The 26,576-nt window shown below is 58.6% G+C and carries 20 protein-coding genes; 6 read left to right on the forward strand and 14 right to left on the reverse strand.

Annotated elements, in window-relative coordinates; all coding sequences use genetic code 11:
* Positions 1-257: 257 nt before the first annotated feature.
* From LDL28_RS01075 to LDL28_RS01100, 6 genes are all read right to left on the reverse strand, one after another.
* Positions 258-2,882 (reverse strand): virulence factor SrfC family protein, encoded by a 2,625-nt coding sequence (locus LDL28_RS01075; RefSeq protein WP_233056807.1) that lies wholly within the window; start codon positions 2,880-2,882, stop codon positions 258-260.
* Positions 2,883-2,920: 38 nt separating this feature from the next.
* Positions 2,921-6,319 (reverse strand): virulence factor SrfB, encoded by a 3,399-nt coding sequence (locus LDL28_RS01080; protein WP_370636356.1) that lies wholly within the window; start codon positions 6,317-6,319, stop codon positions 2,921-2,923.
* A 60-nt stretch (positions 6,320-6,379) separates the two neighbouring features.
* Positions 6,380-7,024, reverse strand: coding sequence for a hypothetical protein (locus tag LDL28_RS01085; protein ID WP_233056809.1), 645 nt, complete (start codon positions 7,022-7,024; stop codon positions 6,380-6,382).
* Between the two features lie 45 nt (positions 7,025-7,069).
* Entirely contained in the window at positions 7,070-7,420 is a 351-nt protein-coding gene (locus LDL28_RS01090) for a hypothetical protein (RefSeq protein ID WP_233056810.1), read from the reverse strand.
* A gap of 569 nt (positions 7,421-7,989) precedes the next feature.
* Positions 7,990-9,204, reverse strand: coding sequence for a hypothetical protein (locus tag LDL28_RS01095; protein WP_233056811.1), 1,215 nt, complete (start codon positions 9,202-9,204; stop codon positions 7,990-7,992).
* A gap of 88 nt (positions 9,205-9,292) precedes the next feature.
* Positions 9,293-9,964, reverse strand: coding sequence for a hypothetical protein (locus LDL28_RS01100; RefSeq protein WP_233059319.1), 672 nt, complete (start codon positions 9,962-9,964; stop codon positions 9,293-9,295).
* 486 nt (positions 9,965-10,450) lie between these two features.
* Here LDL28_RS01100 and LDL28_RS01105 point away from each other — a divergent pair, with 486 nt between their 5' ends.
* Positions 10,451-11,164, forward strand: a complete 714-nt coding sequence (locus LDL28_RS01105) for an ABC transporter ATP-binding protein (RefSeq protein WP_233056812.1) — start codon at positions 10,451-10,453, stop codon at positions 11,162-11,164.
* 294 nt (positions 11,165-11,458) lie between these two features.
* On the opposite strand, the gene LDL28_RS01110 is transcribed toward LDL28_RS01105, so the two are convergent.
* From LDL28_RS01110 to LDL28_RS01130, 4 genes are all read right to left on the reverse strand, one after another.
* Positions 11,459-12,013, reverse strand: a complete 555-nt coding sequence (locus tag LDL28_RS01110) for a hypothetical protein (protein WP_233056813.1) — start codon at positions 12,011-12,013, stop codon at positions 11,459-11,461.
* Positions 12,014-12,083: 70 nt separating this feature from the next.
* Positions 12,084-12,764, reverse strand: coding sequence for a hypothetical protein (locus tag LDL28_RS01115; RefSeq protein ID WP_233056814.1), 681 nt, complete (start codon positions 12,762-12,764; stop codon positions 12,084-12,086).
* A 739-nt stretch (positions 12,765-13,503) separates the two neighbouring features.
* On the reverse strand, positions 13,504-14,304 hold the full coding sequence (gene hutG / locus LDL28_RS01125) for an N-formylglutamate deformylase (protein ID WP_233056815.1): 801 nt from the start codon (positions 14,302-14,304) through the stop codon (positions 13,504-13,506).
* Positions 14,301-15,701: a formimidoylglutamate deiminase gene (locus LDL28_RS01130; RefSeq protein ID WP_233056816.1), complete on the reverse strand. Its 1,401-nt coding sequence runs from the start codon at positions 15,699-15,701 to the stop codon at positions 14,301-14,303. The genes hutG and LDL28_RS01130 overlap by 4 nt, the downstream gene beginning before the upstream one ends.
* Before the next feature lie 93 nt (positions 15,702-15,794).
* Here LDL28_RS01130 and hutI point away from each other — a divergent pair, with 93 nt between their 5' ends.
* From hutI to LDL28_RS01155, 5 genes are all read left to right on the forward strand, one after another.
* A complete protein-coding gene (hutI, locus tag LDL28_RS01135) occupies positions 15,795-17,027 on the forward strand; it encodes an imidazolonepropionase (RefSeq protein ID WP_233056817.1) in 1,233 nt (410 codons plus the stop codon).
* A 79-nt stretch (positions 17,028-17,106) separates the two neighbouring features.
* Positions 17,107-17,832, forward strand: a complete 726-nt coding sequence (gene hutC / locus LDL28_RS01140) for a histidine utilization repressor (protein ID WP_233056818.1) — start codon at positions 17,107-17,109, stop codon at positions 17,830-17,832.
* A gap of 107 nt (positions 17,833-17,939) precedes the next feature.
* Complete coding sequence (hutU, locus tag LDL28_RS01145) at positions 17,940-19,625, forward strand: urocanate hydratase (protein WP_233056819.1); 1,686 nt, start codon at positions 17,940-17,942, stop codon at positions 19,623-19,625.
* Between the two features lie 5 nt (positions 19,626-19,630).
* Positions 19,631-21,178: a histidine ammonia-lyase gene (gene hutH / locus LDL28_RS01150; RefSeq protein WP_370636194.1), complete on the forward strand. Its 1,548-nt coding sequence runs from the start codon at positions 19,631-19,633 to the stop codon at positions 21,176-21,178.
* Positions 21,178-22,317 (forward strand): alpha-hydroxy acid oxidase, encoded by a 1,140-nt coding sequence (locus LDL28_RS01155; protein ID WP_233056821.1) that lies wholly within the window; start codon positions 21,178-21,180, stop codon positions 22,315-22,317. Before hutH ends, LDL28_RS01155 begins: the two co-directional genes overlap by 1 nt.
* Before the next feature lie 103 nt (positions 22,318-22,420).
* Here LDL28_RS01155 and LDL28_RS01160 read toward each other — a convergent pair whose 3' ends face one another.
* The 4 genes from LDL28_RS01160 to hisC are packed head-to-tail and all read right to left on the reverse strand — an operon-like array spanning position 22,421 to position 26,521.
* Entirely contained in the window at positions 22,421-23,377 is a 957-nt protein-coding gene (locus LDL28_RS01160; protein ID WP_233056822.1) for an isopenicillin N synthase family oxygenase, read from the reverse strand.
* Positions 23,374-23,964, reverse strand: a complete 591-nt coding sequence (locus LDL28_RS01165; RefSeq protein WP_233056823.1) for a HutD family protein — start codon at positions 23,962-23,964, stop codon at positions 23,374-23,376. The genes LDL28_RS01160 and LDL28_RS01165 overlap by 4 nt, the downstream gene beginning before the upstream one ends.
* Positions 23,958-25,355 carry an FAD-binding oxidoreductase gene (locus tag LDL28_RS01170; RefSeq protein ID WP_233056824.1) on the reverse strand — a complete coding sequence of 466 codons (1,398 nt, stop codon included), beginning with the start codon at positions 25,353-25,355 and terminating at the stop codon, positions 23,958-23,960. Before LDL28_RS01170 ends, LDL28_RS01165 begins: the two co-directional genes overlap by 7 nt.
* A complete protein-coding gene (hisC, locus tag LDL28_RS01175; protein WP_233056825.1) occupies positions 25,352-26,521 on the reverse strand; it encodes a histidinol-phosphate transaminase in 1,170 nt (389 codons plus the stop codon). Before hisC ends, LDL28_RS01170 begins: the two co-directional genes overlap by 4 nt.
* Between the last annotated feature and the right edge of the window lie 55 nt (positions 26,522-26,576).

Genomic DNA, 26,576 nt, shown 5'->3' on the forward strand with positions numbered 1-26,576 from the left:
GTCTGGGCCATTCAACCTGCCCCTCCAGCCCGGCTGCGCTGACTTCCACTTCCGTTCCGGCATCGATCGTCAGCGCCTGTTCACGGGCTACATGAACCGATACGTGGTCCCCCTGTTTCCATGTTCGACAGCCTTCAAAGGGCTTGCCGTCAATCGTAAGGGTAACGGGCGAAGGGGGAGGGGGCCCATTGGTGGGGAAAGAGAGGGTGACGCCTTCCGGAGTTGCGGTTGCTGTAATTAAGGAACTCATGCGTCACTCATTGTGTGTTTGAAGAAAAGGTCGTCAGACGGGATGGGTGGGTTGTGCTTATCCGGGCATATTCGCCAAGAATTTTTCCCAGAGATTCATTGGCGACAGGATCAAAGGAAGGCCCCAGTTCCCTGAACCGTTCAATCAACGCCACGCACCATTCCATTAGCCACTCTTCCCCACTGTCACGATCATCGTGGATATCGGGGTAGCGACCGGGTTCGGGGGGAGCGGTAAATATGGGTTGGGCCGTCAGGGGATTTTTGGGGCGTCCGTCATCTGGCGCGCCAGCGGGCAGCAGCGGAAAGCCCATGCAGGTGACGAAACGCCCCAGCATTTCGGCACAGATGATAGCCGCCTTGTCACCGCGCTGGATGAGAGGACTTTCATGACTGCACTGCTCTCGCAGTTTAGCGGCCAGATGGTCGGCAAACGCACCTTTTTCCCGCAATCGCCAGAGTTGTTGCAAAAACGGCTTCAACGTTTCAGGAGAAAGTGAAAAATAGGCCCGCTCCGTTTTTCCTTCCTTGCTGTCGGCCAGCAGGGTATCGAGGGTCTGTGTGTGCCAGTAATCGAGAATGCGGGCGGCAAAACGGTCGAAACGGTCCCCGCCCATGGTATTGGCCGGGGGGATGACCTGATCAGGAGGAGACGACTCTTCATCGCCAAACAGTGAGGCCAGAAAGGTTGCCTCCTTATCCTGGTTCTGTTGGGCAGGAGCCTTCGTTGCCGAGGTTTCACTGTTGAATAAGCGCCATTCGGCGGCCAGACCGGAAGTATCGGGAACAAGACGTTCCAGAAAACGTCCATAGCGCCCCTGTTGCTGCATGGGACGCAGCGATTGCACGGTGAATGCCTTTGCTTCCTCGCGGGCCTTTCTGTCCTCATCCGTCGTGGAGGGATCATGATAGAAAGATGAGGCCAGCGTACGCGCCTTCAGAAGGCATCCGTCAAGGGCTGCATTTACCTGCATCTCCTTGGTGCCGTTGGTGCTGAGACGTTGCAGTTTCTGGACCAGATAGGTAATGCCGCCGTCATTCGGGGTCATGACAGCGTCAAAGGCTTCATCAGGATTATGGATATACTTGCGCACTTTCTCGCTGCGCGCATGCGCCGCGCGCATGGCATCAATGCGGCCAGCCAGGCTTTCCACATATTCACCTGGAATTTCCAGGCCTTCCGCATCCTTTCGGTAGGCCCTTCCAAAGCGGGGAGCACGCAACCAGAAAGTGTTGTCAAAGGAATGCCCCGGTTTCCATGTCTTGAGCCACCCTGAATCCCCGAAGGGTTTCACCATGGAGGCTTCAAGACGCCTGTCCCAGCGCGAGGTGGAATCCGGGGCGTGTCCATCTCCTTCAGCCAGACTTGAATCGAATTTTGTCAGGATGAAGAACAGGGCATCATCCTTCGCCTGGCGCTCGGCGGGGGTTGCGCCAATCGTATGATCGACCCAATCCTCGATCATGGTCGGAAGGGTTTTGACTTCCTGATTGCTTGGACCAACACATAGGAGCGTGGCAGTAACTTCCATATTGTCCTGATAGCGCTGGAACAGATAATCTACCTTGCCACGCAGGAAAAGATGCCCTTCCTTTCCCCGCGCATCTTCGAGATCACGATAGATTTCACGTGACCGCGCCCCGGGAAAGTCCAGAAGATCGGTATTGGCCTGAAATTGCCACCGTGGTTCCGTGAGCGGAATACTCAGTTCCGCTACCAGGGCGGCACCTACAGGGCGGGAGATGGAAGTGGATTTGCCGTCCGGTGTCACCACCCGCAGTCTTCCGCCCGGACTGCTGAGAACGGCTACATTAAGGATACTGTCCGAGGAAGGAAGCAGGGCATCAATGCCACAGAAAGCAACATCCGGTGCCCCCAACTGTTCGAGAGCCCCCAGAAGTTCACGGACATAACTGGTGAGCGAAGAGCTTTTTCTCCACAGCGGGGAGAGGGCCTGAACCAGACCGCGAAGGGAAAGGCGGGGTGCGTTCTTTCTCAGCCAATCCCAGTAATCAGGTTGTTTGAATGGCACAAACTGGGCATTTGAGGCAAATTTCTCACGGAAATATTCCTCCAGTTCTTCAATATCATTAATATCCAGAAGCCCGGCTTCCGTATCCGGTTCAAGAAGCGCCAGGGCCGGCATGATTTCTTTTTCAAGATCCTGATGGTCTTCCTTGAGGTCAAAATCAGAAAAAAAAGCATTGCCGATAATAAGCACCACATCAGCGGGTGACAGGAACTGTATTGGTATTGGCGCGGACGGGTCGGATGATTCTGGCAGGGAGCGGGTGGTGAAGCGGGATACGAGGCCGGAGGATTCTCCCTCGTTCTGGGGGTTCAGCCCATCCGCCCCGATAAAGCCAACAGGCTTCTCTCCCGGCCAGGTGACCATGAATTCACCCTTTTCAGGTGCGGAAAGCTCCCCCATTAGATAGGATTTACCGGCTTGGGAGGCCCCATAGACGGCAAATGCCTGCGGGCGGTCAGCGGTGCGGGCCAACCGCTGTGCCTGGCGTGCGCAGGCACGCATCTCGCGGGCAGCTTCTTCAGGGCCATTTGCTTCGAGCCACGCCGTTGCCTGAAATGTCGCATCCCTGAAATGGTTGGCTTTTTCGGAAAGACTACTCACACTCTATATCCCTGTTCTCTTTCGAATAGTACCAGCGATCAGTCGAGAGCCAGACAGCCTGTGTCCCGCCAATGCCCTTTTGGCTCAAGCGTGGTCATGAGCTGGATTTCCAGAATATCGCGTAAATCGCCCTGATATTCTTCCCCCGTGGAGGATCTCAGCTTGCGCAGGACCAGATCCTCCTGTCGCAGGTTATCCGCTTTTCGCCGTTCAAGTGCATCCAGGGGATTTCGGGCCGCCAGATCATCCGCAACCTGGCGGGTCGTCTCCTGCTCCACAGTGAGGACATAGGGCGGGAACAGCCCCCGGCGTTTAAGTGTTTCCAACCCATTTTCGCGGAATCTGATGCGATAGAGCGGTGTCGCCGTCCATGAAGGCGTGGGCAACTGGCGCCACCCCAGATGGACTTCGTTTTCGAAATTAGGGAGTTCTATGACTGCTTTCCGCTCCCCATCCGCAGTGGGGGGGAAAGGGGTTTCCAGATCAAGGGGTTCGTTATTCAGTGCTTCGGCCACGGTGCCTGCACGCGCCTGCATGACCCCGATATAGTTGACCGTGGATTTCATTTTCAGTTCTTCCGTGCGCAGCGTGAAGTTCAGAAGCCGCTTCTGGCCCGCTAGTTTCCAGATGGCCGCTCCGGAGACCACGGTGGTTTTCGGGTCGCTGATCTTCTGGCGCGCATCGGAGAAGGGATAGGAAGGGCTGATGGTATAGTCATGCATGCGAATGATACGTTGGGGCATTACAGGAAACTGGCCCGTAATGATATCACTCACATGGCGGAGCTTTGAAGGGCGACCGGAAAGCAGCATTACGTCACACCCATAGGCGCGAATGGCAGCCGAGAATTGCTTCAGGGTCTCGCCCAGGGTGCTCTGGATGCACTTTTCCACTTCCAGTGTATCAACCGTGACAGTGATATCGCGCAGATCAAATGCCTCTGGCTGTTTTTCCGTATCATTTCCAGTCGGTATTGATGGAGGATTAAGGAAGTTTTCCATCCCGGTCGCAGGCATGGCCGAAAAATCCGCATAATGTTTACGCAGGATTTTGCGCAGGAAATCCGCGCAGCGGGTCCATTGCATGTCATACGTGGCGGAGACGGGAAGACTTTCCGTCTGGCGCAGTGTAAAGTGGCCTATAATGCCCGTCTCATAAGGCGCAATATCTTCATAGAGTTCCAGCACCTTCAGGCCCGCCGGTTCAAGAAGGATGGAAACAAGCAGATGGCGTACGGCCTCATCCCGTACATCTTCACAACTGGTCCTGAACAGGGTACGCAGGAGGATGTCGGGCTCTGGTACGCCAGCACGCGCCAGGGCTGGTGCGATGGCCTGCTTGAGAACAATGTCCGCCGTTACTTTTTCCAGAAGGTTGTCTCCCGCAAGCTGGAAGCTTTCACGGAAGTTCTGCGTGGGGGTCAGTGCATCGCTTTCCTCGCGGGCATAGGTGGCCACCATCATATCCGTTGTGCCGCCGCCAATGTCCAGGCTGGCAATACGAATGGTATCTTTTTTCGTGGTGCGGCTTGTCTGGGTATCCGTGGTTTCACGCGGATACCCATAAAGTTGAAAGAACTCCTTTACGTTACCACCCAGACGGCTGACAATTTCATTTTCCAGCCACACAAGCTGTGTTGCCGTTGCCTCATCCAGGTCACACTCGACTTTTGGAGAACTGCACAGGTCATGTATGGACGCGGGTGCGTTTTTCTTCCAGCCGGCCTCTTTCCACAGCCTGTTCTGCCCGGCCTGCTGCCAGGCAAAGCAGATGCCTGTCTTGATACGTTCAAGGAGAATCCGACGCTCGGCCAGCGCCATGCCTGGCGGCACCGTAAGGACCACCGAGCGTAGATGACGGGCCGTACCTTCCAGACCGCGTTTTGCCCGCTGGTTCGGGTCATTCATGAAGCGTATGGCATGCAGGACAAGTTCCTCAACCATGAGCACGAAAAGCTGGCTGCGGGAGAGAATGCATTGCCCCGCCGATTTGGCGCCTTTCTCTTCAAAATCGTCGTGATCGTAGCTCAGGACATGGGGCAGGTCGTCAATATCCCAGCTTTCAGCCAATGTATCGGGTTCGGTGAGAATTTCCCTGAGCGGCTTGCGGAAGCGGCCTGTTACCGGCTGTTCGTCCGGTGGCGTGTTGCAATCGTCTGTCGTGTTGAAATACCAGCCATTCATCCACGGTTCACGCGACCACAGGTAACGTTTGGGCGTGGCCAGCCCGGAGCCTCCTTCCGTGCCGCGTTTACTGGTCAGCATGCGTTCAGCCTGCTGGCCCACGCGCACCTGTCCCGGCCAGTAAAAGGCTGCTGACCGCCCCGACCCACGTGAACGATGGTCAAGGCCGAAAGAAGCTTTTCCAAACTCCACCCGGCTGGGAAAAATACCCTTGTAGTTGCATGATGGGCGAGCCAGATCCCGCAATTCCAGAAGACTGCAGTTTTCAAGACCGTTGCTGCCAATGGTGGCGTTGTCTGGCATCTGTTCGATCATTACGCCACAGGAGCGGAAATTCCCTAGGTCCAGTACGAGATCAACTTCAATGGGTGGCGATCTGTCGAGCTTGATAAATCTGACTTTGGGCAGGCTAATGACCCGGGAAAGAGCCTGTGCAAAAGCAAGCCAGATAACATCAGGTTCAAATTTCTTTTTTTCCTGTTCCTCATCAGTCAGATCGGGCTGGTATGCATTTTGCTTCCTGCGGCTGTGTGCAATCCGGGTCAGTTCTCCCATCCACTCCCTGACCCAGAAATTTTCCGTCAGCCAGTTACGGAGTGTGCCGGGATCATCGGGCATCCCGAAGGCTACATCGTCACGGACATCAGTGAGGGTGGGCATCATGCGCCCTTCTTCACTGCGCGAAGCGCCAGATGATTCGGTCAGGTCAATATCGGTGTCAAAAGCCAGTTCGAGGCAATAATCCGTGTTGCTGTCGTTTACCCGCAAGCATCCACGCACCCAGTTGGAAGGATAGTTGTGAAATTCGGTGCGCCCGTCATTTTCCCAATGGGCGAGCCATGGCAGGGGAATCCACTGGTCAGGAAGTGTTTCCAGAATTTCCTTGTGCGAAACCGTTATGATCTGGCCGGATGGGATGCCTCCCCTGCAGGGGGCTGTTTTCCGTTCATTCTGGCCTGGTTTTCCCTTGGCAGGCTCATGCCATACCCAGAATTCCCGGCGGTCTATCTCGGCTCTTTCCAGGGGAATGAGTTTGGTGACTTTACGCTCTTCGGTACTTTCTTCCTGGTCAGGGCAAACCCAGAAGTTGCACTCACTCAGTGCCGATTTGAACTTCCCTGCATCAAGGGGGATGGTGTGGAATTGTATAAGACTGCCGGGAACGAGCGAAATGGTTTCATTCAATTTAATAATCTCCGGCAGCTTGTCTGGTGGAGTAGTTCTGCCATGGGAAGAGGTAGACGGAACCGGTATACAGAACCCAACACCTTAAGGAAATGCTGGTAAATGGAGTAGTTTCCACTTTGGATAGTGTCAACTCTTCCCCTTTTTCGGCCCACCTTCGTCTGCGGGATCGGTCTGCGGCGGGAGGGAGGGAAGCACAAAAAATCCTGCTTCCTGGGGTGGCCCTGCCGCGACCGTACCGCTTTTTGCATACAGGACTACACCGTTACAGGCGGCTACCAGGCAGGTTACTGTGTAAGAATACGATACTGGCTGGTCTCCCCGACCATAAATGCCAACCCTGACCTGGTAGCGCCCCGCCATGTTGAGTGCGGGTTTTCCCCCCGCCATCCCGCCCGAGAGCCGGAGGTCATTGGGACGATAGGGTTGGCCAGGTAGCCAGTCCGGCAGGAAGATCGTCGTGCTGTGGCCGAGAAGCTCGCTGTAACCCAGAAGAGGCGCGCTTCCCTGGGTCCCGACGATACGCGAACCGTCGGGACGTTCAATCAGGAAATCCATGGGAGTAGATGTCTGGGGCAGCGCCTCGAAGATGGCTACGGGTTGGGCCAATTGCCGGGGCGGGGGCGTAACGGCGCATGCAGGGGGACTCAGCGCCGCGTGGCCGATGATCGTGACCATCAGCAATCCCAGTCCGCTGCCTGCCAGTGCGGTGGATAGCAGGGCGGGGGCATGGTACAGCCGGGGAGAAGAAGAGTATTTCACGGATGTAGGCATCTGCTTCTCTCGGAAAGGTGGCAAATTTTCATCTCACGATGGGGGTCAACCCGGAATATTGAATTCTGCAATCGTCGTCTCGACCGGGGTGGTCTGTATCGTATGACCCGCCGCGGCAGTTCCTGTGCGTGAAATCAGCTCCTTGCCGTTGTAAAATATTGAGACGCGGTAGGGGGATAATGCTGAATACGGCATGGCGTAAGGGTTGACCTGCACCGTATAGTGGCCGGCAGGCGGGGCATTTTCCCATGTCACGTGTTCAACGGGATGATCGGTCAGGCGTGGAATCATTTCCGTTCCATTGACCGGGGCGGTAATTTTCTGGCCGAAAAAATTCTCTGCTTCTTCAGCCGCGCGTTCAAGAATATTGTTGACCTTTCGGGGCGGGCGGGGCAAGGCCTGATTGGCGTCCAGATCAAGGTAACCCCCATCAGCGGTGCGGTGGTTGAAGTATATCCGCTCTCCACTGGGCGGAATGACATGCAGGTCCAGATCGTTTCTGTCCTGCCATGTCAGTATGATTTCCAGCTTACCGCTGCGGCTACCAGCTTCATGGGCCCGCCTGACACTGTCTGCAGCCAGGGTTGCATCAGTATAGAAGAAGGCTGTCGAAGCGGATGGGGACGGCACAGGCGGCGATGGCAGGAAGCAGGGGGGATGGATGGGCTCCTGCAGGTGCCAAAATAGGAGCGCGGCAACCAGAAGCCCGAACCCCGAACCTGCCAGCGCAGGAGGCATAAGGTTGGGAGGCTGGCGGAAAACGGGAGTAAGTGGCCGCGCCAGCCCAGGGGCATCCTGCGTGGGGGGAATGTTGTGATGGGACAATCCGAGCGCCTCAATGCGTGATCACAGGCAGATGACCCGCAGGCCATGGCGTCGAAGTATCAGGAGAATATTTCATCCTTCTGCCTCAGGCGCGGTCATAAATTATCCTTGGGGAGAAAGATTACGGATGGTGAGCATTCTTACGATGCAGGAATGGTAAAATTGCATACTGCTCCGTAGCGTTGATTTTCCCGCGCCACGCCTCTGCGGCGCAGGATGACCCGTCCCTTATAAATTACACAGACCCGAAAGGCGGATGTTTTCGCGACCCGCATATTATAGGGGTCGACGCTTACACTGTAGCAGCCGGGCCGAGCATGGTGGTGCCAGACCACACTCTCGACGGGGCGTGCGGTAAGGGGGGAATGGTCGGCGTTTGCATCATATTCAAGACGGGCTCCGTCCGGATGTTCAGGTGCGTCATAATAGATCCTTCCTTTATCAGGGCAGACAATATGCAGGTCCAGATCATTACGGTCATTCCAGACCAGGATCACCTGTAGCAGACCGCCGGAAGCCCCGATTCCACGCGCACGGCGGCGGTCATTCAGGTCCATAAGGCGGTTCCTGAGCGGCCAGAAACATGCCAGCAGAAGCAGCAGAAGCCCGAGCAGGAACAAAATCCACCATGGCAGGTTCAGATGCGACGCGTGGCACCACATCCGGAAGGTCACGAACAATCCCGCCAGATGTGGCAGAAGCCACAGGAAAAGCCCCAGTGCCAGAAGGCCCAGCAAAAGGAATGTCCATTCCGGCCATGGGCCCAGCGGCCGACGAGAAGGGATGGCGGGTGGAGTGGCAACAACAGGCGGCTTTTCCGGCAGTGGAGCTGGAGCCGGAACAGGTGTAGATGGCGGCTCATCATACTGGCGCGGCGCGGGCGGCGCTGGAGACACAGGGGGGGGCGCAGTATTTTCGCTGTATTTCAGATCCCCATGGGCCAGCTTTCCTTCCCGGTAACGATGCCCCCAAGGCGCCAGGACGGGTCCAGATGGGCCTGGATACAAGGCAGTTGCATCAGGAATGTTGAGAGCCTGGGCAAGAGCTTCCTTCGCGGTGGAGGGCTGTTTTGCAAGCTGGACTTCAATAGCGGTGCGAAGGGTCTGATATTGCTGTTGTAATTGCGCTGGAGAGGCTGGTGTTTCGGTTCTGGGTCCATACCAGTCAACCTGTCCGCCGGGGCCGGTAGCGGGTTCTGCAAGGGTAAGTCGTTCTTTTGCAGGAAAATCGGGAGCATTCTGGACTGCGGTGAGGGTTTCTTCCAACTCGGACCAAAGTTCGTCCAGCCGCTGTCCGTCATATCGCAGCGGTTCATAATCACTGGCATTTGTAGTCGTCAGACGAATGGGTGTCACGGTGCGACCTCCCGGAATATGGTGTGGACAGCATCAGGAGTGGCAGGGGCGGCATGATGCGTATCGGGCGGAAAATATGGCAGCATCGCTATACCGGTGGAGAAACGGTGCGTGCAATGGTTCCCGCCATCCAGTGCCGGAGGAATAGGGTTCCGGCCCAGAATGCCAGAAAAAAGAAGAAGATGGCTGTCAGAACGTGCAGGCCAATAGCCAGCCATGCGGGTAAATGGCTGGCAGGTAAAAGAAGATGTCGTGCCGTTTGTACGGATATGTCTGGTGCGGGCTTGATGGAACGGAAAGCTGGATTATTTTGCTCCTGCTCCTGCTCCTGCTCCTGCTCCTGCTCCTGCTCCTGTGGGTTAGGTGTTGGTGGAATCCCGCCAATAAGGAACCCAAGTGGGGTATGGGAAAAAGGCAAGGCGGGGATATTTTCCGCCATGCATCCCCATGGGCAGAGTATGAACTTTCCCTGCCCGTTAGTAAGGACAGCCTGAAGGGAAGGGATCACCAGAGCGGCTTCCAGCATTGTGCCTTCTGTTTCTGAAGAGGCTGTGCCTGTAAGGGTTCTGAGTTCTTTTACCAGTTGTTCCATCAGAACTGCCAGTCGCCCGCCATATTCTGGAAGAGGGCGAAAACTGGCGGGCTGTTCATCGTAACAATCAGGACCGTACCAGGTAATGTGGCCAGGTATGGTCTGTCCTGAACTATCTTTCCGTTCCCAGCGGATCACTGGTTCAGCAAAGAAAAGGGTCGGGACCATGCTACGCGTCAGGCGGTTAAGGATGCTGTAAGTCTGTACGACCGGTTCGTTGCGCCATGTGGTCAAGACGGGAACGGAGAGAGGGACGGACGCAATGGGTTTGACAGGCACAGCCAGCCCTTTCAGGAGTGATCCCCGCTTGCGCTGTACTGTGCAGACAGCACGGTTCAACAATTGGAATATCTTACTTGCCAACGAAAGTATAGACGACAGTGTCCATCTTTAGGTAGCTGAAGCCGATCGGTGGTTTCATAATGGAATATATTTGATGACTGAATCGCCCCGTATTTACAGGAGAATGACCGGTTCAGCAAGACTGTCGTTTACCATCGCCTGCGGCGAACAATTCCTGCTCTGGATACAACCAGTTTCGAACTGGTCGTTAGCTTACCCTGTATGCTATCCTATAAAAATAATAATTTATCAGGTATGCACAGGAAATATCTGTGCTGACCTCCCTTATCTTTCTTGTTGGACTTTACTCTTATGATCTGGCTACAGGCGCATAACCTTGAATGGCAGGCCCCTTCGAGCAATTTTCACCTGCGTATATCGGCTCTGAGCCTCAAGACTGGTGACAGGATTAGCATTGTCGGCCCTTCCGGATCTGGAAAAAGTACGCTGCTGGGCTTGCTTGCCTTGGCATTGCGTCCGTCTGGCGCAGATATATTCCATCTTCGCACAGATACGGGCAAAGAATATGATTTATATACCCTTTGGCGGAAAGGTAAACGGCAGCAACTCGCTGCCCTTCGCAGCACGTTGATTGGGTTCGTACCGCAAACCAGTGCCCTCCTGCCTTTCCTTACAGCACAGGAAAATATTCTCCTGCCACTTCAGGTCACGAGACGTAAAGCCAGTCGCAAAAATCTTGAAAATCTGATTGAAGCGCTCGACCTGCACAATTGTCTGCATCAACGCCCTGCTACACTCTCGGTTGGTCAACGCCAACGCGTGGCTGTTGCCCGCGCCCTTGTCGCGGATCCTCCTCTTATTCTGGCTGATGAACCTACGGCCTCGGTTCCACCTGAACAGGCTAGGATTATATACGGCATGCTGCTCAATGCCCCGAATAGTGCCGTTATCATGATAACCCATGATCGGGAGAATGCCTGCCGGGCAGGATTCACTCCTGTAGAAGCTCGTCTTTGTGGGCAAAAGACGACCATTTCATGGCCTGTTAATGTTCCGGGGCGGTAATTCGGATGTTTGTATGATGAATGCCTCGGTATTGGTCGCATCGTCTTTTTGGGATCGGACGAAGGGTTTCTGCTTCTTCCTCGCGCTGGCGGGATAGGACTTATCTACCCCGCGGAGTAGTCAGGTTCCATGTAAACAGCGGGCTATCTGCTCCTTCACAATCGAAAGCGAAAACGCCCGCAATTCTGGCGTCTTCTCAACAGATACCCGCAGTAGTGAGATCCTGAACCATGGCTGCCCATAGATTCAGAACTCAATATAAAACGCAACTATAGTGCTAATCCGAAGAATTCTTTAACCGCCGCTGTTAGCAAGCTCCGTCATGGTCTTTATCTGATTATGCAGATCAGAAATCTGCTTCTGGATACGCTGAATTTCTTCAGCATTGGGGTTCGGTTCCCCCTGTATGGTCGCAAGCTTCTGCTTTGCCGCCTGCATTTGCGCTTCCAGAGCATTTTTCTGCTGGAGCAACTCAGTCTTGCTCCTTGCCAGTCGATCCACTTCAGCACGTTTCAGATTGGTTTCAGACTTCAAGGCACCCATCTGTGAATGCATTGTAGTGGACATGGTCTGTTCTGTGTTTTGTGCGTTTGAAGCCGCATGCTCGGCTTCAATAGCCTTTTGGCGGGCCAGTATGGCATTGGCCTGCGCACTGTTTGATTCGCTCTGCAAGGCCCTGGCTCGTTGCTGATAGCCTCCATCAGACATACAGCCGACACCACTGAAGAAATCAGTCCGGCTGGGATCACAATGCTGCGGACCGGTGCTGCAGGCTGATAGCAGCAACATACCGCTAGCCAGCACCGTCAAGGGAGCATGTGCTTTGTAATCCCTCATTTTACCACTCACGTATTTTTATTCCCTAATACTTACAGCGATTTTTAAAATTACTCGCCAGAACTGCCTCATTAACCCCGTTTCAGGATACAGCGATCAGAGCCTGCATATTATTGGCCTGCTCCTGCTGTTGCTTGAGTGCTGCCTGCAACTGCATCCGGGCTTTCTGAAGGTCTTCCTGCTGTGCCGCTGTACCCCGTTTGGCTGCGATCAGATAGTTGGTGCTGTTTAGCTGCTTCTGTACATCGGCAATGTTCTGAACCAATAATTCCCTGTCTTGCTGAAACCGGGAAACTTTCTGATTATACTGTGCCAAAGTAATCTGCTGACTATGCAACTGGGATTTCAGAGCGTTGATCTTCTGCGTGGCATCATTCACAATGGTCTGCGAGGCATTGACCACCTGCTGGGCTGATGCAGCGTCTTTGTTGGCCTGCACAATCTGGCCTGCGTACTGGTCCTCGGTTTCCTTGGCAGCCTGCGCCCGACTGGCCACATACAGGCCCGCCGCCACACCGGCTACACCACCGCCAATGGCGCCCTTGATACAGCCATTGGTATTGGCGGCAAGAAAGCCAAGACCACACCCGACCGCGCCCCCCACCATTGTCCCCTCAAACGTAGTCAAGGCGGCGTTGGAACCATGATGCCGTAATATTTTTTCGGCTGAGGAAAGGTTGCCTGCTTCCGCAGGGCTAATATTGGCGCAGGTGGCAAACAGAAGGAAGCCTCCAAGAGATGCAGCAATACCTTTAATATTCATAATATATTTCCTGATCCAATATCATTTATAATCTAATAGGAAACTCCCTATACCATTCCCTTATAATCCTGCCAATCGCTGCGACAGGCCAAGGTTAGTCCTTCAAATTTAGATAAATGCCTGAATTATATTGGTCCGTAGAAAGAAGGCAGATACATGGATTTCAAGGAAAAATAACGTGGAAATCCATCAGGTGATTACAAATGCTGTTGAAATAGACAGAAAAGCATGGTGCGTAAATTCATAAATTTAACGAAAATGTGATGAAACGTTCTCCAGGTTATTTTATGCCTGTAGGATCTTGACTGAGAGAACGGACTGCATAGTTGTTTGTGATGAGCCTGATCAGTCTGGGCGCCTTTGATCGAGGAAGTCCGTCCGAAGGGCAAGGCCCAACCGAAACACCTTCGGCGGACAATATCCGCGATTTTCTGGCCCCATCACAACAAGACGAAATGGCGCTCCCTGCCATCCGTTTATAACCGGGTTCCCGGTCTGCTCGGAACGTCCCGGCGCAGTAGGGGCGACAATCGACTGTCCGTGGACGCGATTCCGTGGATGGTCCGCAATACGGCGTGCTGCGTGATCTGCCGGATGTGCCCGGAAAATGGTTCACGCCCGTTTTCGACAGGATTGCTATGCAATGGATAGGCAACGTATCTTTTCTATAAATAGGATATTACTGATTGAATACAAAAAATATTCAATCAGTTCAGATTTAAAAAACTATAATATATAGTTATTCAGGCTGCCAGGATATGGCCTGCTGAAGCATTTGTCCGATCAATATTGATATTTTGCGTGTTTTATCCGTATTAATCGGCCATGGGGCATCTTCGTGGGTAAGGTAAATGGTCTGGGCCTTCTCGAGCTGTATTGCATGGATACCCTGTTCCGGTTGTCCATAATGCCGCGTTGTATAGCCACCTTTGAAGCGGCCATTGACGATATGGGAGTAATCCTTGTCCTGCCCGGCAATATTGACAACGCCGTTTATAAGCGATGGCGCGCAGGATGCCCCCTGGTTCGTGCCGAAATTCAAATCGGGCAGGGGGCCTTCAAACAGGCGGGGAATTTCCGTCTTGATGGAATGTCCATCCCATAATATCGCCCAGCCCCATTGGGCTTTCAGTCGGGCAAGCTCTTCGGCAACCGCATCGTGATAGGGCTGCCAGTAATGGGTCAGATGTTCGCCAATCTCTGCTTCATCCGGCATCAGGCCGGATTGATAGATCGGGGTGCCGTCGAATGTCAGTTCCGGTACCAGGCCGGTCTTCGGTCGCCCCGGATAGAGTGTGGAATCATCCGGACCACGGTTGAGGTCGATGACGTAACGGGAATAATTGGCGCGAATGACCCCGATGCCCATATCAGTTGCGGGGGCATAGAGTTTTTCCATGTACCAGTCGGTATCAGGCAGTAACCGTCCGCGCGCCGTCATGCGCTCTTCCATGCCGGGGGCGAGTGCCGTGCCCGCGTGTGGAAGGGTGACAAGCACGGGCGCCGTGCCGCGTGTGTAGCTAAAGACAGGTGGGGTCATGACAGGGAACTCCGGTCGGAATGGAGGGTCGTGATGGCCTTGTGAAATTCGGTTGCAATGCGTTCTTCGTGCATATGGTGCCCATCGCGCACCACCCATTGCCCACCACACAGGACATCACTTATGGGAAGGGTGGCGCGGGCAAAGACAAGGGAGTCCAGAATGGTGTCGCCCCGCAGCCCCGGTAGCGACAGGTTCGAGCCACTGAGCGTGCACAGGTCGGCGCGCTGCCCCGCCGCAAGCATGCCACCATTATGGCCGCAGGCCTGCGTTCCGCCGCGCAGGGCCTGCGAGTACAGGTAATTCCCGACCGAACCGGTCTGGCCGGAGGGCAGGGCGCGGCAGCGTTTTTGTGATATGAGGCGTTGCCCGTATTCCAGCGTGCGCAATTCTTCGGCTACATTAAGTAAAACGTTACTGTCACTGCCGATGCCAAACCGCCCGCCCGCATCCACGTAATCACTGAACGGGAAGAAACCGTCACCCAGATTGGCTTCGGTAATGGGGCAGATACCGGCAACCGCGCCGGAGCGGGCCAGGCGCACCGTTTCATCGTGGTCCATATGGGTGGCATGGACAAGGCACCAGCGATCATCCACTGGCATTTCATCCAGCAACCACGCAACAGGCCTGCGACCCAGAAAGGCGACACAGTCTTCGACTTCCTTCATCTGTTCGGCAATGTGGATATGAACGGGCATGTCTTCCGGTACCAGACGAAGCATTTCGCGTATGTCATCACCACTTGCCGCGCGCAGGGAGTGCAGGGCTACGCCCGCGTTCACCAGCGGGTTGCTGGCATGGCGGGCCGTAATATCGGTAATGACCCGCGCCAGGAATTCCGGCGAACTGGCAAAGCGCCCCTGTTCCGGGGCGAGCGGGCGGCCAAACCCGGCATGCCGGTAAAGGGCCGGCAGCATGGTCATGCCAATGCCAGCCTGCTGCGCGGCGTCAATCACGGCCAGCGGCATTTCAGCAGGCTGCGCATAAGGCCGTCCATCCGGAGCGCAATGAAGGTAATGGAACTCGGCTACCTGCGTATAACCGGCCTTGAGCATTTCAACATAAAGCTGGGCCGCGATGGCGCGGAGCGTATCAGGGTCGATCGCGGCGGCAAGGCGGTACATCTGCCCGCGCCAGCTCCAGAATGAATCGGTGGGGTTCAGCCGGGTTTCCGTCAACCCCGCCATGGCGCGCTGGAAGGCATGCGAATGCAGGCTGGGCATTGGCGGAAGGGCGATATCGACCCGCCTGTCTTCCGGCCGGGGTTGCCGGTCGGCCTCTACCGAGGTGAAGAAGCCATGGGCATCGGAACACAGACGTACATTGTCGCGCCATCCATCTGGCAGCAGGGCCTGCCCGGCAAAAATATTCTGGGTCTGTACCGATGGGGACATGGCGTGCCTGTTTCGAAGATCATTGCGTTGGAACGGTTTCAAAACTAGACATGTATATACGTTTAGGGTCAAGCGCTGAAATGGGAGTACGTCATGTGGGATCGCTTATGGATCGATGTCAATCTGGCAACCGATGCGAGTGGGACCGGACAGCCGGGGGGCGACGATTTCGGTCTTGTTCCCAATGGCGCCATCGCGGCCAGAGATGGCCTGATCGTGTGGGTCGGGCGACAGGCGGACCTGCCGGACCGGCCCGAACGTCTCGCCACCCATGTCATTTCGTGCAACGGGCAGTGGATGACGGCAGGGCTGGTCGACCCGCACACGCACCTTGTCTATGGCGGTGACAGAAGCGGTGAGTTCGCGGAGCGCCTGCAGGGTGTTTCCTATCAGGACATCGCACGGCGTGGGGGCGGCATCCTGTCAACCGTCCGCGCCACCCGTGATGCCAGCGAGGAGGAACTGCTGCGCCTTACGCTCAAGCGTGCGCGCTGCCTTGTTGACAATGGCGTGACCACGGTCGAGATCAAATCCGGCTACGGGCTGCGGCTGGAAGATGAACTCAAGCAGTTGCGCGTGGCGCGTGCGGTCGGCAGGCACCTGCCGCTGCGGGTGCATGCCACCTTTCTCGGCGCGCATGCGCTACCGCCGGAATTCGCGGGCAGGCAGGATGATTACGTGACTTTCCTGTGCACGGAAATGCTGCCTGCCGTGGCGCAGGCAGGTCTGGCCGATAGTGTCGATGCCTTCTGTGAGACGATCGCGTTCCAGCCTGCCGAGGTTGAACGTATTTTTGAAGCCGCGCAGCGCTGGAAGCTTCCCGTGCGCCTGCATGCCGATCAATTATCCGACCTGGAGGGCGGGCGTCTTGCGGCGCGCTGGCATGCGCTTTCGGCCGATCATGTTGAATATGCAAGCGAAAGCAGCGTGCAGGCCATGGCGGATTCAGGCACCGTTGCCATGCTGCTGCCCGGCGCATTCTATTTTGTGCGGGAAACAAGGAAGCCCCCCGTGAGCCTGTTCCGCCAGTACGGTGTGCCCATGGGGCTCGCCACGGACTGCAATCCCGGCACGTCGCCCGTTCTCAGCCCCACGGCGGTCATGAACATGGCCTGCACGCTCTTCCGCCTGACACCGGGGGAGGCGCTTGCCGGGCATACTCATATCGCGGCAAAGGCGCTGGGTCTGGACGGCAAGGTCGGGCGGCTGCGCACGGGTATGGCGGCCGACATGGTGGTGTGGGACATCGCCGGCCCGCATGAACTGTCATACTGGATTGGCGGCGTACGTCCCAGCGCACGGATTTTTGGTGGTTGCCCGCAATAAAAAGTCAGGATCAGCGCTGGATGGCGACTGCTCCCTTATGCCAGTATAGACTAACGTCTTCTGAATAAGGTGTAATTGCGTGTCACTGGCTTTAAGCAAGGATAAACCCGCCGCCCGCTACGAGCAGGTCAAACTGTACATCACCGAACGGATAGAAACCGGTGAATGGGCAATCGGTCACCGCCTGCCGTCGGAAAGCGAACTGGTGGAACTGCTCGGCGTCTCGCGCATGACGGTCCACCGCGCCCTGCGTGAACTGACGGCAGAAGGGCTGGTCACGCGCGCGCAGGGGGTGGGAACCTTTGTCGCGGAACCCGCGCAGCGCGTGGAACTGCTGGAACTGCGTGATATCGCGGATGATATCGCCTCCAACGGGCATGAACACACCACACGGATCATTACGCTGGATACGATCCGCGCCAGCAGCGATCTCGCCACCGCGTTCGAGCAGCGTCCGGGCGCGCGGCTGTTCCACTCCATTATCGTCCATTACGAGGACGATACGCCGCTACAGGTCGAGGAGCGTTTTGTCTCGCCCCATTTCGCCCCTGATTACCTGGAGCAGGATTTTTCCCTTACCCATCCGCACCGCCATCTTTCAGGTATTTCCCACCCTGAGGAAATCGAGCATGTGGTTTTCGCGGTCACGCCCAGCCTCGATATCTGCACGCTGCTGGACCTTGATGAGCCCGAAGCGTGCCTGCAACTCATGCGGCGTACATGGGTTGAAGGACGTGTCGTGATGAAGGGTATCTTCACCTATTCCGGCAGCCGCTTCAGCTTTGTGGGCCGCTACAGGCCCTGATCCTTTTCCCCCGCGGCCAGAAACGGGACTTCGTTACGTTTTCACGTTGACAAGGGGAAAGCTCTGCGGCACATGAATGTATATACAAGTACATTCAAGGTGATGTCATGAGTAGCCCGACCTCGTCCCGTCTGTCCAATGATCGTATTATCCACGCGGCGCATGGCCCGGAGATCACAGCAAAAAGCTGGCAGACAGAAGCTGCCATGCGCATGCTGATGAACAACCTCGATCCTGAAGTGGCGGAAAAGCCCTCGGAACTGGTTGTCTATGGTGGTATTGGCCGCGCGGCCCGCAACTGGCAGTGCTATGACCGTATTGTCGAGACGCTGAAGGCGCTGGAATCCGACCAGACCCTGCTGGTGCAGTCCGGCAAGCCGGTCGGGGTGTTCCGCACGCATGAAAATGCCCCCCGTGTCCTGATCGCCAATTCCAACATCGTTCCCCACTGGGCGAACTGGGACAAGTTCAACGAACTCGATCGCGCCGGTCTCATGATGTATGGCCAGATGACGGCGGGTTCGTGGATCTATATCGGCAGCCAGGGCATCGTTCAGGGAACGTATGAAACCTTTGTCGAGATGGGACGCCAGTATTATGGCGGCGACCTGACCGGCCGGTGGATCCTGACCGGCGGCCTGGGCGGCATGAGCGGCGCGCAGCCTCTGGCGGCGGTCATGGCCGGTGCGTCCATGCTGGCGGTTGAATGTGAGCCCGGCCGGATCGAGAAGCGCCTGCAGACCGGTTATCTCGACCGCAAGGTGGATACGCTGGATGAGGCGCTCGAGATCATCGATGCCGCCTGCAAGAGCGGCAAGCCGGTTTCCGTGGGCCTGCTGGGCAATGCGGCCGAAGTCTTTCCCGAGCTGGTGCGCCGTGGGATCCGCCCCGATGGCGTGACCGACCAGACCTCCGCGCATGATCCGCTCAACGGTTACCTTCCGGCGGGCTGGACGCTGGACCAGGCGGCACGGATGCGCGTGACCGACCCCGCGGCGGTCGAGAAGGCGGCAAAGGAGTCAATGAGGCTGCATGTGGAGGCGATGGTCGCCTTCCACCGCATGGGCATTCCCACCTTCGATTACGGCAACAACATCCGTCAGATGGCGTTCGAGGTCGGCTGCGAGGACGCCTTTGCCTTCCCCGGTTTCGTGCCGGCCTATATCCGCCCGCTCTTCTGCCGTGGCATCGGCCCGTTCCGCTGGGCCGCGCTTTCGGGGGATCCGGAAGATATCTTCAAGACCGATGCGAAGGTGAAGGAACTGCTGCCGGACGATAAGCACCTGCATAACTGGCTTGATATGGCGCGGGATAAAATCCACTTCCAGGGGCTGCCCTCGCGCATCTGCTGGGTCGGTCTGGGTGACCGGCACCGCCTTGGCCTCGCCTTTAATGAAATGGTGGCCAAGGGTGAACTGAAGGCCCCGATCGTGATCGGTCGTGACCATCTGGACAGTGGCTCCGTCGCCAGCCCGAACCGCGAGACGGAAGCCATGCGCGACGGCTCGGACGCCGTATCGGACTGGCCATTGCTCAATGCCCTGCTCAATACGGCATCGGGTGCGACATGGGTTTCGCTGCACCATGGTGGGGGTGTGGGCATGGGCTTTTCCCAGCATTCGGGCATGGTGATCGTGGCCGATGGCACGGACGATGCCGCCCGACGCCTTGAGCGCGTGCTGTGGAATGACCCGGCAACGGGTGTGATGCGCCATGCGGACGCGGGTTACGACATCGCGGTCGATTGCGCCCACGAAAAAGGGCTTGATCTGCCCATGATCACAAAAGGCTGATGCAGATGTCGGAAAATATCGTTCTCCATCCCGGTCAGCTCGATCTGGCTACCCTGCGTCGCTTCGTGTTTGAAGCGACGGATGTCACCCTCAGCCCCGATGCACTGGACACGCTGGCGGTGGCCGCGCGTTCCGTTGAACGGATCGTGGCGGGCGGGGCTGCGGTGTATGGGGTCAATACCGGCTTTGGCAAACTGGCCAAGACCCGCATCCCCGATGACCGGCTGCGTGACCTGCAGCGCAACCTGGTTCTTAGCCACGCCGCAGGCATCGGCAGGCCGCTGCCCGGGCGCGTGGTGCGCCTGATCATGCTGCTCAAGGCCAATGGGCTGGGGCGCGGGTTCTCCGGCGTGCGGCCGGAGGTCGTGCAGCTCCTGCTGGACATGCTGGCCAGGGACCTCATTCCCGTCATCCCGGAAAAGGGATCGGTGGGCGCATCGGGCGACCTTGCGCCGCTGGCGCATATGACGGCGGTCCTGATCGGGGAGGGCGAGGCCTTTTTCGGGGGGGAGCGCCTGCCCGGCGCGCAGGCGCTGCGCAAGGCTGGCCTTGAGCCGGTCGTCCTTGGGCCCAAGGAAGGGCTGGCGCTGCTCAATGGCACGCAAGTTTCCACGGCCCTTGCGCTGATCGCCCTGTTCGACGCCGAGCGACTGTTCCAGGCGGCCCTCGTCACGGGGTCGCTGACACTGGACGCCGCGCGGGGCACGGATGCACCGTTCGACCCGCGCCTGCACACGCTGCGGGGCCAGCAGGGGCAGATCGAATGCGCGGCGGTCTATCGCAAGCTGATGGAGGGTTCGGCCATCCGCGCCTCCCATCAGGTGGATGATGAGCGCGTGCAGGATCCGTACTGCCTGCGCTGCCAGCCGCAGGTCATGGGCGCCGCGCTGGACAGCCTGCGCCATGCGGCCCGCGTGCTGCTGATCGAGGCCAATGCGGTGTCGGATAATCCCATCCATTTCCCCGATACGGATGAGATGATCTCGGGCGGCAACTTCCATGCCGAGCCGGTCGCCATCGCGGCTGACCTCATGGCGATCGCGGTATCGGAAATCGGGGCCATTGCCGAACGCCGCCTGGCGCTGCTGGTGGATCCGGGCATGAGCGGCCTGCCGCCCTTCCTGGTCAATGACAGCGGCGTGAACTCGGGCTTCATGATCGCGCAGGTCACGGCCGCGGCGCTGGCGTCTGAAAACAAGACACTGGCCCACCCCGCCAGTGTTGACAGCCTGCCGACTTCCGCCAACCAGGAAGATCACGTTTCCATGGCGACGTTTGCCGCGCGCCGCGTGACCGATATCAATGACAACGTACGCACCATTCTGGGCATTGAATATCTGGCGGCGGTGCAGGGGCTTGATTTCCTTGCCCCGCTGGTCTCCTCGCCGCCGATGGCGCGGGCCGCGCGCGTATTGCGCGAGCATGTGGCCTTCTTCGCGCAGGACCGGCTGTTCACCCCGGATATGGAAGCCGCCAACGCGCTTATCGCTTCTGGCGCGCTGAACGTGGCGGTGGCTGACGCGCTGGCGCTGCCCACGGTCGGGCCAGCCTGATGGACGACGGCGCGTTTGCCGCGGCGGCGCGGAAAGCGCGCCGTCGTCTCCCCCGCCTGTTTGCCGACTATATCGATGGCGGTGCCCATGGTGAACGGACCATGGCCCGTAACCGGGACAGTTTCGCCCAATGGGGCGTTGTGCCCCGTGCCCTGCGCGATGTATCCGCCATCAACCTGACAACGTGCTGCTTTAGCCGTACGTGGAAACTGCCGGTCTTCCTCGCCCCGGTGGGGTTTGCCGGGATGTTCCACCATCACGGTGAACGCGGCGCGGCCCATGCGGCTGGCAGCCGTGGTGTGGGAATGGGCATTTCCACCTTTTCGATCGCACCGATGGAAACGGTCGCGGCCACGGGTGCCGATGTGATGGCGCAGATTTACGTGCTGCGCGACCGCGCCCTGACATGCGACATGCTGGCCCGCGCAAGGGCGTGCGGCATAACCGGCATTATCCTGACCGTCGACACCGCGATTACGCCCGTGCGTGAACGTGATGTCCGCAATGGCTTCCGTCACCTTTCGCGCCCCACGCTGTTGCAGATGGCCAGCCTGCTGAACCATCCGGCCTGGGTTGCGGGCCTCGTGCGTGGCGGCATGCCGGTGGTGGGCAATATCGATGCCTATACGACCGCGCGTAACGTCATGGGGCAGGCCCGGGATGTCGCCGCGCGGATTGACCCCACACTGGGCTGGGATGATCTGGCATGGCTGCGGGAGAACTGGCAGGGCACCCTGGTGGTAAAGGGTGTGATGACCCCCGGCGATGCGCTCCGTGCCGTCGATGCCGGGGCGGATGGCATCGTGGTTTCCAACCATGGCGGCCGCCAGATGGATCCCTCTCCCGCTCCCCTTGACGTGCTGCCCGGTATTGCGGCGGCGGTGGGGGATCGGATCGATATCATGCTCGACAGCGGCATCCGTCGCGGTGGGGATGTGGTGACGGCGCTGGCGCTGGGCGCGCATGCGGTTTCCATCGGTCGCCCCTGGGTCTGGGGGCTTGCCGCGGGCGGGGCCGCTGGCGTGGCGGCGGCCATTGACATGCTTGAGCGGGAAATACGCGATGTGATGGCCCTTGCGGGTCTATGTGACATCGGGAGCGTGCGCGCGGCAGGCCGGAACGCGCTCTGGCGGTTCTGAACGCCGCCGGACGCAACAGGCAGGCCCGCTTGGCGTATCCATGACTGTCTGAAATAAATAACAGCCCCGCCGGTTCAGGCGGGGCTGTTCTCATGGCGGGCTGTCAGGCCCCGGCAGGGCGGGGTTTCTGGGAATCGCGAATGCGTCCCACGATATAGTCACCAGCGGAAACAGGTTCGAAAAGCGGCGCGGTGCCCTGCGGCAGGTTCAGATCACGCGGGTCCACGATGGCGTCGTAATCGGGGTCATAGAAGGTCGCGATCGACAGGCGTTCGCTGCCCGATCGGTTCGTGACCCGGTGCTGGTTGGAATTGTAGCGCTGGTTGGACCAGCGGCACAGCAGATCCCCGATATTGATGACCAGCGTGCCGGGAATGGGGGGGGCCGGGATCCACCTGCCGTCCCGGCCCATTACATCCAGCCCCCCGGTCTGGTCCTGCCACAGCAGGGTTATGCAGCCATAATCTGTATGGGGGGCCACGCCGTACTGGTCCTTTTCACGTTCCGCCGGGTGGGGCGGATACCAGATGGCCTGCGTGCGCTGTAACGGGCGGTCGTATTTGGTGGCGAAGAAATCAGGGGCGATTCCCAGCGAATGGGCCACAGCGCGCAGCAGGACCTGGCCGCAGGCGCCCACGGCATTGAAATAGTCCATCATCGCTTCGCGAAAGGCCGGTCGGGCGGCGGGCCACTGGTTGGGGCCGCGCAGGGGCTGGCCGGCAAGCACAGCCGGGTCATCGGCGGGGAGTTCCAGCCCGATCTGGAAAAATTCCTTATAATCGGGCTGTTCCGCGCCGTACATGATTGTCCGGTTCAGCGCGTTGAACCCACGCACCGCTTCCTTGGGCTTGCAGGCCAGTTTTTCCTCCATGGGGGCATGAAAGAAATCCAGCGCCTCGGCGCGCAGGCGGTCGATGATCGCATCGGGAATGCCATGATTACGGATGTAGCAGAAGCCGGATGTCGTAAAGGCATGGCCGATCAGGGCGCCGGTGGTGGCATAATCACCCTGCCGCGCGGGGCCGAGATCAATGATGGGAAGACCAGCAGGCTCACTCATGGCATGACTTTCTCAGTTGGGGATGTGGAAATGATTGCGGCGATCAGGCAGGCGGGCATGCGGGGGGCAACGGGTTCGACGGTAATCGCGCCGTTGGTATGCCCATATGCGATCATGCCCGTCGGCAGGGGGCGGTCGCAGCCTTCAACCCGCCATTCACCCTGAAGGGGAAGGAGTGCGACCGTATTGGCGTGTTCAAGGCGGAACAATGTCCGGTGCCGCTCCAGGCGAGCAGGCACCGCGGGCGCCGCCATGAGATTGAAGGCCAGCACGGATCGGCCATGGCAGGATGCGGTAACCGGCGCCGCGCCATCAAAACGGATGATCTCACCCGGATGGCCCAGCGTCGTGCCGCCTGTCCCGATCCCTTCCAGCGTCAGCTTGCCTGGCGAGGCAAGCGCAAGCTGGCGGACAAGGCCGGGAAACAGTGAAAAAGGGCCATCACACTCGATACAGGCCAGACTCACGCGCCAGAAATGGGGGGAAGGGGAGGCATGAGCGTCATGGGCCATGATTTGGCGCGTGGTGCCGCGCCCGTTGCGCCATGGTTGTGGCGCGAAGGCATCCAGCGTGGTGAGGGTCAGCATGGCGGCGCGGGCGGGGGCAGCAGCTTGCCGGGGTTGAGGATGTTGTTCGGATCGAGGGCATGCTTGATCGTACGCATGACATCGAGTGCGACCGCATCATGCTCGGCGGGCATGAACTCCATTTTCGCAAGGCCCACACCATGCTCGCCACTGGCCGACCCGCCCAGCGACAGGGCGCGCGCGATGATCTTGTGGTCAAGCGCGCGGGCTTTCTCCAGTTCTTCCTCTCCCGGCGGGACCAGCATGACGGTATGGAAATTGCCGTCACCGATATGGCCCACGATCGGGGCGGTAATGCCGGATTCCTCGATATCGCGTTTTGCGCCAAGGATCATGTCGGTCAGGGCGGAAATCGGCACGATCGCATCGGTCGAGATGCCGGTATATCCGGGCCGGTAGGCAAGACAGGCCCAGAATACGGCATGCCGCGTCTTCCACAGCGCCGCGCGTTCCTGCGCCTGCGTGCTCCATGCGAAGGCCGAGCCGTTATTGTCGGCCGCAATGGCCTCGACCGTCCCGATCTGCTCGCGCACGGATTCCGGGCCCCCTTCGAATTCAAAGAACATGGTGGGGATGGGGCGGTAGCCGTCCAGCCTGGCATAGCGGATGCAGGCATCCATCTGCACATCGTCCAGCAGTTCCATCCGCCCGATCGGCACGCTCATCTGCATGACCTGCACCGCGGTCTGTACGCAGTCGGCCAGTGTCTCGAACTGGCAGACGGCCGCCGCCATGGTCTCGGGTATGCCATGCAGGCGCAACTGCACTTCGGTAATGATGCCCAGCGTCCCTTCCGATCCGATCAGCAGATGGGTCAGGTCATACCCCATGGCGGATTTGCGTACCCGCCGGCCCACGCGCATGACGCGTCCGTCCGCCAGCACGACGGTCAGGCCCAGCACGTTTTCGCGGATCGTGCCGTACCGTACGGCCCCGGTGCCGGAAGCGCGCGTGGCGCACATGCCGCCGATTGTGGCCTCCCCACCCGGATCGACGGGGAAGAACAGCCCTTCGTCACGGAGCAGCAGGTTCAGTTCCTGCCGCGTGATGCCTGCCTGCACGCGGCAGTCCATGTCACCGGAATTGAGCTCCAGCAGGCCGGTCATGCGCGACAGGTCTATGGATATGCCGCCCTCGATGGCGTTGACCTGCCCCTCCAGCGAGGTGCCTGCCCCGAAGGGGATGACGGGCGCGCGGTGGGCGTTGCATACGCGCAGCGCGTGGGCGACATCCTCCGTGGTTTCGGCAAAGACGACCGCCTGCGGCGCATGCTGGGCGTGATAACCCTCCCCATGGGCATGGTGCTCACGCACCGACTGGTTGCGCGACAGGCGTTCGCCAAAATGGGATGTCAGTTCGGCAATCGCCTGCTCAATTCTGTCCGTCGTCATTTCACGCATTCCCCTGCGGTTTTACATGCAGGGGCAGGGTGCAGGACTGTCCGCAGGGCTGCAAGGAAGCGGGCGTTTTCTTCCGGCAGGCCGATGCTGACACGCAACCAGTGCGTGTAGCCCGCTTCCTTCCAGGGTTTGACGATCACGCCATGGTGCAGCAGGGCCTCGGCTACCTCACCTGACGGCTGCGCCGTATGGAAAAACAGGAAATTCCCGTGCGAGGGCGCGACCCGCAGCCCCATCCGTTCAAGTTCCGTCCCGAGCGCCCCACGCGCCGCGACCGTCTGGCCCGTGCCGTGGTCCATGTGGTCCGTGCCCTCCAGGGCGGCAAGGGCCGCCAGTTGCGCCGCGATGTTGGTATTGAACGGATCGCGTATGCGCCCGAGCGCATCGATGATTTCGGGACTCGAGGCGATGGCGTAGCCGATACGCAGCCCCGCAAGCCCATATGCCTTGGAGAAGGTACGCAGCACCAGCCAGGGCCGTGACTGTTCCCGCAGGATGGTCCGGGCATCGGGATAGGCGGGGTCGAAGCGGGCATATTCATAATAGGCTTCATCCACCACGACCAGGCAGTCGGGCGGGCAGGCGGCAAGGAGCGCGCGCAGGTCGCCCGCCTTCATCATGCACCCCACGGGGTTGGACGGGTTGGCGAAGATCAGCATCCTGAGCGGGGTGGAGACCGCCCGGATCAGCGCGGGAAGGTCGAATTCGCATGCGGGTGTCACGGGCACCGTCTCGACCTGCCCGCCCATGGCCTCGACGGTGAGGATATGCAGCCCGAAGGACGGCACGACGGTAACAACACGATCACCGGGGCGGATATAGGCCTGCGCGATCATGCGGATGATCTGCTCGGACCCGTTGCCCAGCAGGATGCATGATGCGGGCTCCCCCAGCTTTGCCGCCAGCGCCGCCTTCAGCTTCTGGTCGGCCTCGGGGTAAAGTGCCACCTGTGCGGCCAGCCCCTGCAGCGCGGCGGCCACGGTGGGCGGGGGGCCGTACGGGTTTTCGTTGCTGCCCAGCTTGGTAATGGTGGTGGCGCCGTAAGAGTTCTTGACGGCTTCAGTGCTCAGGCCCGCATTATACGGTGCAAGCTGCGCGACTTCCGGTCGGCATGCGGGGGCATTGACCTTTGATATGGAAGCGGGCTTGGCGGACATGACCTGATCTCCTGTTCGTTCATGTATATACAACCATATAAAATTTCGTTGGTCG

The sequence above is a fragment of the Komagataeibacter sp. FNDCR2 genome, from assembly GCF_021295395.1.
Lineage (GTDB): Bacteria > Pseudomonadota > Alphaproteobacteria > Acetobacterales > Acetobacteraceae > Komagataeibacter.

What these genes read in the sequence shown, in the direction of transcription:
- LDL28_RS01085 (WP_233056809.1), bottom strand. Translation starts at nt 7,024, where the DNA reads ATGCCTACATCCGTGAAATACTCTTCTTCTCCCCGGCTGTACCATGCC.
- LDL28_RS01100 (WP_233059319.1), bottom strand. Translation starts at nt 9,964, where the DNA reads ATGGTCCCGACCCTTTTCTTTGCTGAACCAGTGATCCGCTGGGAACGG.
- LDL28_RS01105 (WP_233056812.1), top strand. Translation starts at nt 10,451, where the DNA reads ATGATCTGGCTACAGGCGCATAACCTTGAATGGCAGGCCCCTTCGAGC.
- LDL28_RS01115 (WP_233056814.1), bottom strand. Translation starts at nt 12,764, where the DNA reads ATGAATATTAAAGGTATTGCTGCATCTCTTGGAGGCTTCCTTCTGTTT.
- hutG (WP_233056815.1), bottom strand. Translation starts at nt 14,304, where the DNA reads ATGACCCCACCTGTCTTTAGCTACACACGCGGCACGGCGCCCGTGCTT.
- LDL28_RS01130 (WP_233056816.1), bottom strand. Translation starts at nt 15,701, where the DNA reads ATGTCCCCATCGGTACAGACCCAGAATATTTTTGCCGGGCAGGCCCTG.
- hutI (WP_233056817.1), top strand. Translation starts at nt 15,795, where the DNA reads ATGTGGGATCGCTTATGGATCGATGTCAATCTGGCAACCGATGCGAGT.
- hutU (WP_233056819.1), top strand. Translation starts at nt 17,940, where the DNA reads ATGAGTAGCCCGACCTCGTCCCGTCTGTCCAATGATCGTATTATCCAC.
- hutH (WP_370636194.1), top strand. Translation starts at nt 19,631, where the DNA reads ATGTCGGAAAATATCGTTCTCCATCCCGGTCAGCTCGATCTGGCTACC.
- LDL28_RS01155 (WP_233056821.1), top strand. Translation starts at nt 21,178, where the DNA reads ATGGACGACGGCGCGTTTGCCGCGGCGGCGCGGAAAGCGCGCCGTCGT.
- LDL28_RS01160 (WP_233056822.1), bottom strand. Translation starts at nt 23,377, where the DNA reads ATGAGTGAGCCTGCTGGTCTTCCCATCATTGATCTCGGCCCCGCGCGG.
- LDL28_RS01165 (WP_233056823.1), bottom strand. Translation starts at nt 23,964, where the DNA reads ATGCTGACCCTCACCACGCTGGATGCCTTCGCGCCACAACCATGGCGC.
- LDL28_RS01170 (WP_233056824.1), bottom strand. Translation starts at nt 25,355, where the DNA reads ATGACGACGGACAGAATTGAGCAGGCGATTGCCGAACTGACATCCCAT.
- hisC (WP_233056825.1), bottom strand. Translation starts at nt 26,521, where the DNA reads ATGTCCGCCAAGCCCGCTTCCATATCAAAGGTCAATGCCCCCGCATGC.